A 6,910-nucleotide genomic window follows, 5' to 3' on the forward strand; every position below is an offset into this window, starting at 1 on the left:
AAAATCCATCCTGTTGCCTATAAGATCACCAAAAAAAGACCGCACAAAGTGCGGTCTTTTTTTCAAAGCGACAAATTATTTTTTGTCATCTTTTACTTCAGTGAACTCAGCATCAACTACGCCGTCATCCGCTTTTTGTTGTTGACCAGCAGCATCACCTTGGAATGCATTTGGATCAAAACCTTGCGCACCACCTTGAGCACCTTGCGCTGCTTCATAAGCACGTTGGCTAATCGGCATGATGATGTTTTGAAGTGCTTCAGTTTTCGCCTTGATGTCATCAACATCATTCTCTTTGGTTGCAGCTTCAAGCTCTGAAACCGCAGTTTCAATTGCAGTTTTTTCGTCTGCAGTCACTTGTTCGCCAAGATCTTTCACTGCTTTTTGCGCGCTAGAAACAAGTGCATCTGCTTCGTTACGTGCTTTAGCCAGTTCTTCGAACTTACGGTCTTCTTCAGCATTCGCTTCAGCATCTTTAATCATTGCTTCAATTTCAGCATCGCTCAAACCTGAGTTTGCTTTAATTTGAATGGATTGTTCTTTACCAGTGCTCTTGTCTTTTGCAGATACTTTCAAGATACCGTCAGCGTTGATGTCGAATGATACTTCAATTTGTGGCACACCACGTGGAGCAGGTGGAATGTCGCCCAATTGGAAGTTACCCAACAATTTGTTTTGTTGAGCCATTTTACGTTCACCTTGGTAAACTGAAATGTCTACAGCAGGTTGGTTGTCAGCAGCAGTAGAGAACACTTGAGATTTCTTCGCAGGAATCGTGGTGTTTTTCTCGATGATTGCTGTTAACACGCCACCCATAGTCTCAATACCTAGAGTCAATGGAGTTACGTCAAGTAAAAGTACGTCAGTTTTGTCACCAGACAATACCGCACCTTGAATCGCAGCACCCATTGCTACAGCTTCGTCCGGATTCACGTCTTTACGTGGTTCGCGACCGAAGAATTCTTGTACTTTTTGTTGTACAAGTGGCATACGAGACTGACCACCAACCAGAATTACATCAGAGATCTCTGAAGTTGAAAGACCGGCATCTTTAAGCGCAATACGGCAAGGCTCAATCGTACGAGCAACTAAATCAGCAACCAAACCTTCAAGTTTCGAGCGAGTTACGTTGATCACTAAGTGTTTAGGACCAGTCGCATCAGCAGTGATGTATGGAAGGTTGATTTCAGTTGCGTTAGAAGAAGAAAGCTCGATTTTTGCTTTTTCCGCAGCTTCTTTCAAACGTTGTAACGCAAGTGGATCTTGTTTCAAGTTCACGCTTTGCTCTTTCTTGAATTCTTCAACCAAGTATTCAATTAACGCGTTATCGAAGTCTTCACCACCCAGGAAGGTATCACCGTTAGTAGATAACACTTCAATTTGTTGGTCGCCGTCCAAGTCAGCAATTTCGATGATTGATACGTCAAAAGTACCACCACCCAAGTCGTAAACCGCGATTTTACGGTCGCCTTCTTTTTTGTCCATACCGAACGCAAGAGCCGCAGCAGTTGGTTCGTTGATGATACGTTTAACATCAAGACCGGCAATTTTACCTGCATCTTTAGTTGCTTGACGTTGTGCATCGTTGAAGTATGCAGGAACGGTAATCACTGCTTCAGTAACTGTTTCACCTAGGTAATCTTCTGCAGTTTTTTTCATCTTTTTCAAGATTTCAGCAGAAACTTGTTGTGGTGCCAATTTTTTATCGTTTACATCTACCCAAGCATCGCCATTGTCCGCTTGAATGATTTTATAAGGTACTAAACCGATATCTTTTTGTACCGCTTGGTCTTGGTATTTACGACCGATCAAACGTTTGATCGCGAATAAGGTGTTTTTAGGGTTAGTTACTGCTTGACGTTTAGCAGATTGACCCACCAGAATTTCACCATCTTTATAGGCAATAATAGATGGAGTTGTACGAGCGCCTTCAGCGTTGTCGATGACTTTAACTTTGTCGCCTTCAAGTACTGCAACACAAGAGTTTGTTGTACCTAAGTCAATACCAATGATTTTAGCCATTTGGATGCTTCCTCAAAATTATTTTTTGCAATGTTTTTTGCTTGTTATCCGATATGAGAGCCATTCAAAATTTTTCAAGTTCTTTCAATGAAAAAAAAATGGAAAAACTCCCGAATTTCTTTGTCTTATTGACCCACTAAGACCATAGCTGGACGAAGTAAACGGTTCGACAAGGTATAACCTTTTTGCAATACCGTACCGATTTCACCGGCTTTAGCATCAGGTGCAATACCGACTGCCTGATGTAAATCTGCATTGAAACCGTTGCTCATATTGACTTCTACAACGTTAAATTTTTCCAGTGTATTAAGCAGGGATTTCAGCGTCAGTTCCACGCCTTCAAGTAATGGAGACTCAATACCTCCAGCAGCTTGAATGGCACGTTCTAAATTATCGACAGAGTCGAGTAACTCTTTCGCAAATTTTTCAATCACTGTTTCTTTATGCTTTTCAGCATCACGTTGAATACGTTCTACACTTTTTTGTGCTTCATAGACCGCATTGGCTGTACGTGCTTTTTCAAGTTTTAAACTTTCTTCCAGCTTGGTGATTTGATTTTGTAAATCTTCAACTGAAACTTCGGCTTGCTCTGTTTCAGCTTGAGTTTCTACTGTTTGCTGCTCAGCTTGCTCTTGCCCTAGATCTTGAGCATCTTGATTTTGCTCAGTTGCCATAGATTTACTCCGTTTGAATGGGTTTTTAAACATGTCAGTCCTTTTGGCTTCAGTGCTAACCGCGTTAATCCTGAACTGCCATGAGTGATAATATTCATGATTAATACAAGAGTTCGGGGCAGACGGTAAAAATTCAAGCGAGACAACTAATTAAATCTGTTTAATTTGATTAAAATTATTAAAAAGTATTATTTTTTATAAAATAGAGTGCAAAATTGTGATGCGATCGCTGGTGAATACTGGAATTTATCCTTGGTTAAGCCGAGCAGTTCAGATTTACCCATATTGCGCAGCTGATCGTCTTGTCTACATATACTATTTATAAGGTAGTAAGCGAACGGCTCAAAACGAAGTAGTAAAAAGCTTGGATAAAGTAGAGATATACAAAGGTCAGGGGAAATCATGACCAAATGGAAATCCTGAATGTATAGCTTAGACTTAAAAACGATCAATATTAAATAAATAATATATTTCACAAAAATGCTTCAGATGCTTATTATTTAACCCAGATTCTATCGCTGTAGTTTCTTCTTGGTATTTAAGAAATGTGTTTTCTAAGCTTATCCAACCTCCGGATAAGCTTTTTTTTTGCCTTAAATTAAATAACTTACCGAAACTGATCTCATGGTTTGATTGCGCAATGGCATTTCTCTCATTTTTTAAATAAAAATACTCAGAGATAAAAGAAGATTTGAATTGGGTTGATTCTTTGAATAAAAAATAGGTTGAGCTATTCAACATTTTGACTTGGTCATTTATATAAATAATGCCGTTTTTAGAAAGGGCATTATGAGAAGAAATAATTTAATGGTCGCGACGATGATGTTGCTGTCGATTGGTCTCTCGACGACGGTCATCCCAGCGTTTTTCTTGTGCTTGACGTTGCTGTTGTACTCTAGGGTTAGGCTGTACATTCGCTCTATTGCGCTGCTGTTCTAAACGCTGCCGGTCAATTTTATGGTTTTTACGGTCCCAGTCAGACGGACTTTTATGATTCTGTTCAGCCACTTTTTTACGTTGTTCTAATAAACGCAGTTGTTCACGTCTTCTACGTTCCCAATCCGATTGTTGTTGCCGGTTCTGTTCCCATTGGCGACGCTCAAGCTCACGTTTTCTACGCTCTAGTTCCAAGCGGTTTTGTTGCTGTTGATATTCCCAGCGTTGACGGTCTCGCTCACGAGCATAGCGATCATCATAACTTGTGCCATAACCCCGATCATAACGAGGGTCATAGCGATCATCATAATGGCCATCGTCATAGCCACCATTCTCCGGAAATGCGACACATCCCACCGCTAAAAATGTTGTTGCTAATGAGAGCATGATTAGTCTTTTAGCCATAACATTTATCCTTCTTGTGGTAAGGAGTAGCAAAACACTCCCAAATATGCGTGGAAATTGTCAATGACAAGGTATAAAAAGAAGATTAGCGTATGAATGTTTTTACTGTGTATACAGATGACTAGACTTATATAAGATTATGGTCACCTATTGGCTTGATCATGTAGAAAATGTGAAGATTAAAATAAAAGGAAGGTGCGTTTATGGTTGCTTTTAATCGAACTCTACAGGCTGTGTTAGAAAAAGGACAAGGCACAGCTGCACGCACCTTGGATCGCTTGCCTCGCTTTGCACAAAAATCTCTAGTTAAAATTTTAAGATATCCTCATCAATATCCTGAGCTTGATCCACTCGTGCAGTGCATGATGGCGGCCCAGTTAAAGCGGGGAAATAGTGGTTTTGTCACTGAAGATCTTATTCAAGCCCGTAAAAGTTTTGATCTGCAAATACAGTCTATCAAGAGTAAACCTACACCGGTGAAACGGGTCGAAGATTTACGTTTACCTTTACACAGTGGCACCATATTTGCGCGGCATTACAATCCAGCTCCCAGTAAAAAGCTGCCGATGGTAGTGTTTTACCATGGCGGTGCTTTTGTGATGGGAAGTCTGGATTCACATGATGAAGTGTGCCGTTTACTTGCTGTGCATGCCAAAGTACAGGTCCTGAGCGTAGATTATCCTTTGGCACCTGAAAACAGTCCAATGAAAATGATCCAGACCTGTGAAGATGCGCTGGCATGGGTATATCAAAACCGAAGACAGCTGAAAATCTTAAAGAATAGAATCTCGGTAGCAGGGGATAGTGCCGGCGGTAATATCTCTGCGGTGGTTGCACAGCGCAGTACCCATAAAATATATGCACCGCAAGCGCAGTTACTGCTTTATCCGGCTGTAGATTTTAAAAGCCGTCATCCATCTTTTTATGCTTATAAAGACGGCTTGGTGCTTACCGGGGAAGATGTTGATTTTGTGACGCACTATTATGCAAATACCCATCAGGTTGAACTGGATGATCCACTCATTTCACCTACTTATGGTAAGCATGAAAAATTAGCGCCTGCATTTGTGGTTACTGCCGGTCATGATGTATTACATGATGAAGGGGAAATTTACGCTTACAAGTTACGCCATCGTGGGGTAAAGGTGCATTATCAGGAGTATCCCGATCAGGCCCATGGTTTTGTCAATCTAACGCCTATTTCTTATCGGGCTAAAAAATATTTTATTGAAATCAGTAAAAATTATAGAAAGTTTTGGGATAAACACGCTTAATTTTTTAAGTCGGGTATTGATCTGGGAAAAAGTGTTTCACGTGAAACACTTTTTTTATTTTTTCTCAATTTGGGCTTTAGGTAAGGTGAGGCTAAATTCTGGCACATAAAAGCTGTGTAAATAGCGGGCTTGAGAAAAATCAGGGAAAATACCCTGAGTGTTTTTCCAGCTGGCTTGTTTTAATTTACTTAGTTTACCGCGAAATTGTGGCGTGAATTGATAACGTAAACCTTGCCAGGCTTGTTGAATGTTGAGCAGCCGTGCTGGCAAATGATGACTATTAATATAAAAAGTTTGACTATGTTTATATTTCTGCAAGCACAAACTCATTTCTTGCTGTTCAAAGTACACATTGCAATACACCACATCATCATTGATCAGCCATTCAAATTGGGCCAGCTGTTTTGGAATTCCCCAAAAATGTTGACCATTGAGCATAGAAGCTTTGGTAGAAACATAAATTTTAGGAATGGAAGATAAGCGTCTTTTACTTATTAATGGATGATCCAAGATCAGCAATTCATCATACGGGCCCACAGGAGAATCATGATAACGCACCAATATGACCTGTACCACGCGACCAATCGGAGAAGGAGCAATATAAAAAGCCCGATGCTGATCAATAAAGTTTGGCGTTAGCCAGTAATTCAAAATAAACGCGTCACCATGTAAATGCCAGGGCGGATAAAGAGGAAAAGAAGTCGTGTTTAATTCGTCACTCATTGTAATTCTCGTTTTATCTCAAAAAGAGAGACTGTTATATTTATATTGAAAGATTAATATATAGACATTCACAATTACAACTTGACGTAGAAGAGTAAAGAAATGTTAAAACAAACCTTATTCGCTATCGCTGCTGCTGGTATGAGTTTGCAAGTGATGGCTGCAAATACCCTGGTAGAAATGAAAACTTCAATGGGTAATATAGAAATAGAACTATTTAACGATAAGGCTCCTATTTCGGCAAAGAATTTCGAAGCTTATATAAAAGATAACTTTTATAACGGCACTGTTTTTCACCGCGTCATTCCTGGCTTTATGATTCAGGGTGGGGGAATGGATGCCAACATGGTCGAGAAGCAGACTAAAGCACCAATTCAGAATGAATCTTATAATGGTTTAAAGAATGCGCGTGGCACTTTGGCCATGGCTCGAACCAACAATCCTAATTCTGCAACCAGCCAATTCTTTATTAATACAGTAGACAATGACTTTTTAAACAGAAGCCAGATGAATGCGGGTTATGCGGTGTTTGGTAAAGTGACTAAAGGTATGGATGTGGTTGATAAAATCACTCAAGTACCAACGGCAAACTTTGGAATGCATCAAAATGTACCAAAACAAGCAGTGAAAATTGTCAGTGTGAGCATTAAAGCAGCAGCTGAGAAAAAGTAAGAAAAAAATAAAGCAGAAATATTTTATTCATATTTCTGCTTTAAAATTAAATATTTATATTTAAAATAGAATAAAAACGATCCAATATGGTGCGCAAAAATACAACACTCAATAAAACAATCAGTTAAAAGCACTTGCACGGGTACGAAATTGCCCTATAATGAGCTCATCCCGACGCGATACAGCAAACGAACTTAGCTGAAT

General features: G+C 39.7%; 7 protein-coding genes. 2 read left to right on the forward strand and 5 right to left on the reverse strand.

The genetic code is table 11. The features are described 5' to 3' along the window. Nucleotides 1-75: 75 nt before the first annotated feature. The 4 genes from dnaK to WAE57_RS14800 form a co-directional block, all read right to left on the reverse strand. Nucleotides 76-2,022, reverse strand: a complete 1,947-nt coding sequence (dnaK, locus tag WAE57_RS14785; RefSeq protein WP_237788448.1) for a molecular chaperone DnaK — start codon at nucleotides 2,020-2,022, stop codon at nucleotides 76-78. A gap of 125 nt (nucleotides 2,023-2,147) precedes the next feature. Beyond that, entirely contained in the window at nucleotides 2,148-2,696 is a 549-nt protein-coding gene (grpE, locus tag WAE57_RS14790; RefSeq protein ID WP_237788447.1) for a nucleotide exchange factor GrpE, read from the reverse strand. Between the two features lie 438 nt (nucleotides 2,697-3,134). Then, nucleotides 3,135-3,437 carry a hypothetical protein gene (locus tag WAE57_RS14795; protein ID WP_337711157.1) on the reverse strand — a complete coding sequence of 101 codons (303 nt, stop codon included), beginning with the start codon at nucleotides 3,435-3,437 and terminating at the stop codon, nucleotides 3,135-3,137. 63 nt (nucleotides 3,438-3,500) lie between these two features. Then, nucleotides 3,501-4,037 carry a hypothetical protein gene (locus WAE57_RS14800; RefSeq protein WP_337711158.1) on the reverse strand — a complete coding sequence of 179 codons (537 nt, stop codon included), beginning with the start codon at nucleotides 4,035-4,037 and terminating at the stop codon, nucleotides 3,501-3,503. Between the two features lie 203 nt (nucleotides 4,038-4,240). Between WAE57_RS14800 and WAE57_RS14805 the strand changes: the two genes are divergently transcribed. Further along, nucleotides 4,241-5,311 carry an alpha/beta hydrolase gene (locus WAE57_RS14805; protein WP_237788445.1) on the forward strand — a complete coding sequence of 357 codons (1,071 nt, stop codon included), beginning with the start codon at nucleotides 4,241-4,243 and terminating at the stop codon, nucleotides 5,309-5,311. A 54-nt stretch (nucleotides 5,312-5,365) separates the two neighbouring features. Here the strand turns inward: WAE57_RS14805 and WAE57_RS14810 are convergent, their stop codons facing one another. Further along, nucleotides 5,366-6,034, reverse strand: a complete 669-nt coding sequence (locus WAE57_RS14810; RefSeq protein WP_237788444.1) for an acetoacetate decarboxylase family protein — start codon at nucleotides 6,032-6,034, stop codon at nucleotides 5,366-5,368. A 102-nt stretch (nucleotides 6,035-6,136) separates the two neighbouring features. Here WAE57_RS14810 and WAE57_RS14815 point away from each other — a divergent pair, with 102 nt between their 5' ends. Beyond that, nucleotides 6,137-6,706, forward strand: a complete 570-nt coding sequence (locus WAE57_RS14815; protein WP_330848259.1) for a peptidylprolyl isomerase — start codon at nucleotides 6,137-6,139, stop codon at nucleotides 6,704-6,706. Nucleotides 6,707-6,910 lie beyond the last annotated feature (204 nt).

It is taken from the genome of Acinetobacter sp. NS-4, assembly GCF_037402435.1.
GTDB lineage: Bacteria > Pseudomonadota > Gammaproteobacteria > Pseudomonadales > Moraxellaceae > Acinetobacter.

What these genes read in the sequence shown, in the direction of transcription:
- dnaK (WP_237788448.1), bottom strand. Translation starts at nt 2,022, where the DNA reads ATGGCTAAAATCATTGGTATTGACTTAGGTACAACAAACTCTTGTGTT.
- grpE (WP_237788447.1), bottom strand. Translation starts at nt 2,696, where the DNA reads ATGGCAACTGAGCAAAATCAAGATGCTCAAGATCTAGGGCAAGAGCAA.
- WAE57_RS14795 (WP_337711157.1), bottom strand. Translation starts at nt 3,437, where the DNA reads ATGTTGAATAGCTCAACCTATTTTTTATTCAAAGAATCAACCCAATTC.
- WAE57_RS14800 (WP_337711158.1), bottom strand. Translation starts at nt 4,037, where the DNA reads ATGGCTAAAAGACTAATCATGCTCTCATTAGCAACAACATTTTTAGCG.
- WAE57_RS14805 (WP_237788445.1), top strand. Translation starts at nt 4,241, where the DNA reads ATGGTTGCTTTTAATCGAACTCTACAGGCTGTGTTAGAAAAAGGACAA.
- WAE57_RS14810 (WP_237788444.1), bottom strand. Translation starts at nt 6,034, where the DNA reads ATGAGTGACGAATTAAACACGACTTCTTTTCCTCTTTATCCGCCCTGG.
- WAE57_RS14815 (WP_330848259.1), top strand. Translation starts at nt 6,137, where the DNA reads ATGTTAAAACAAACCTTATTCGCTATCGCTGCTGCTGGTATGAGTTTG.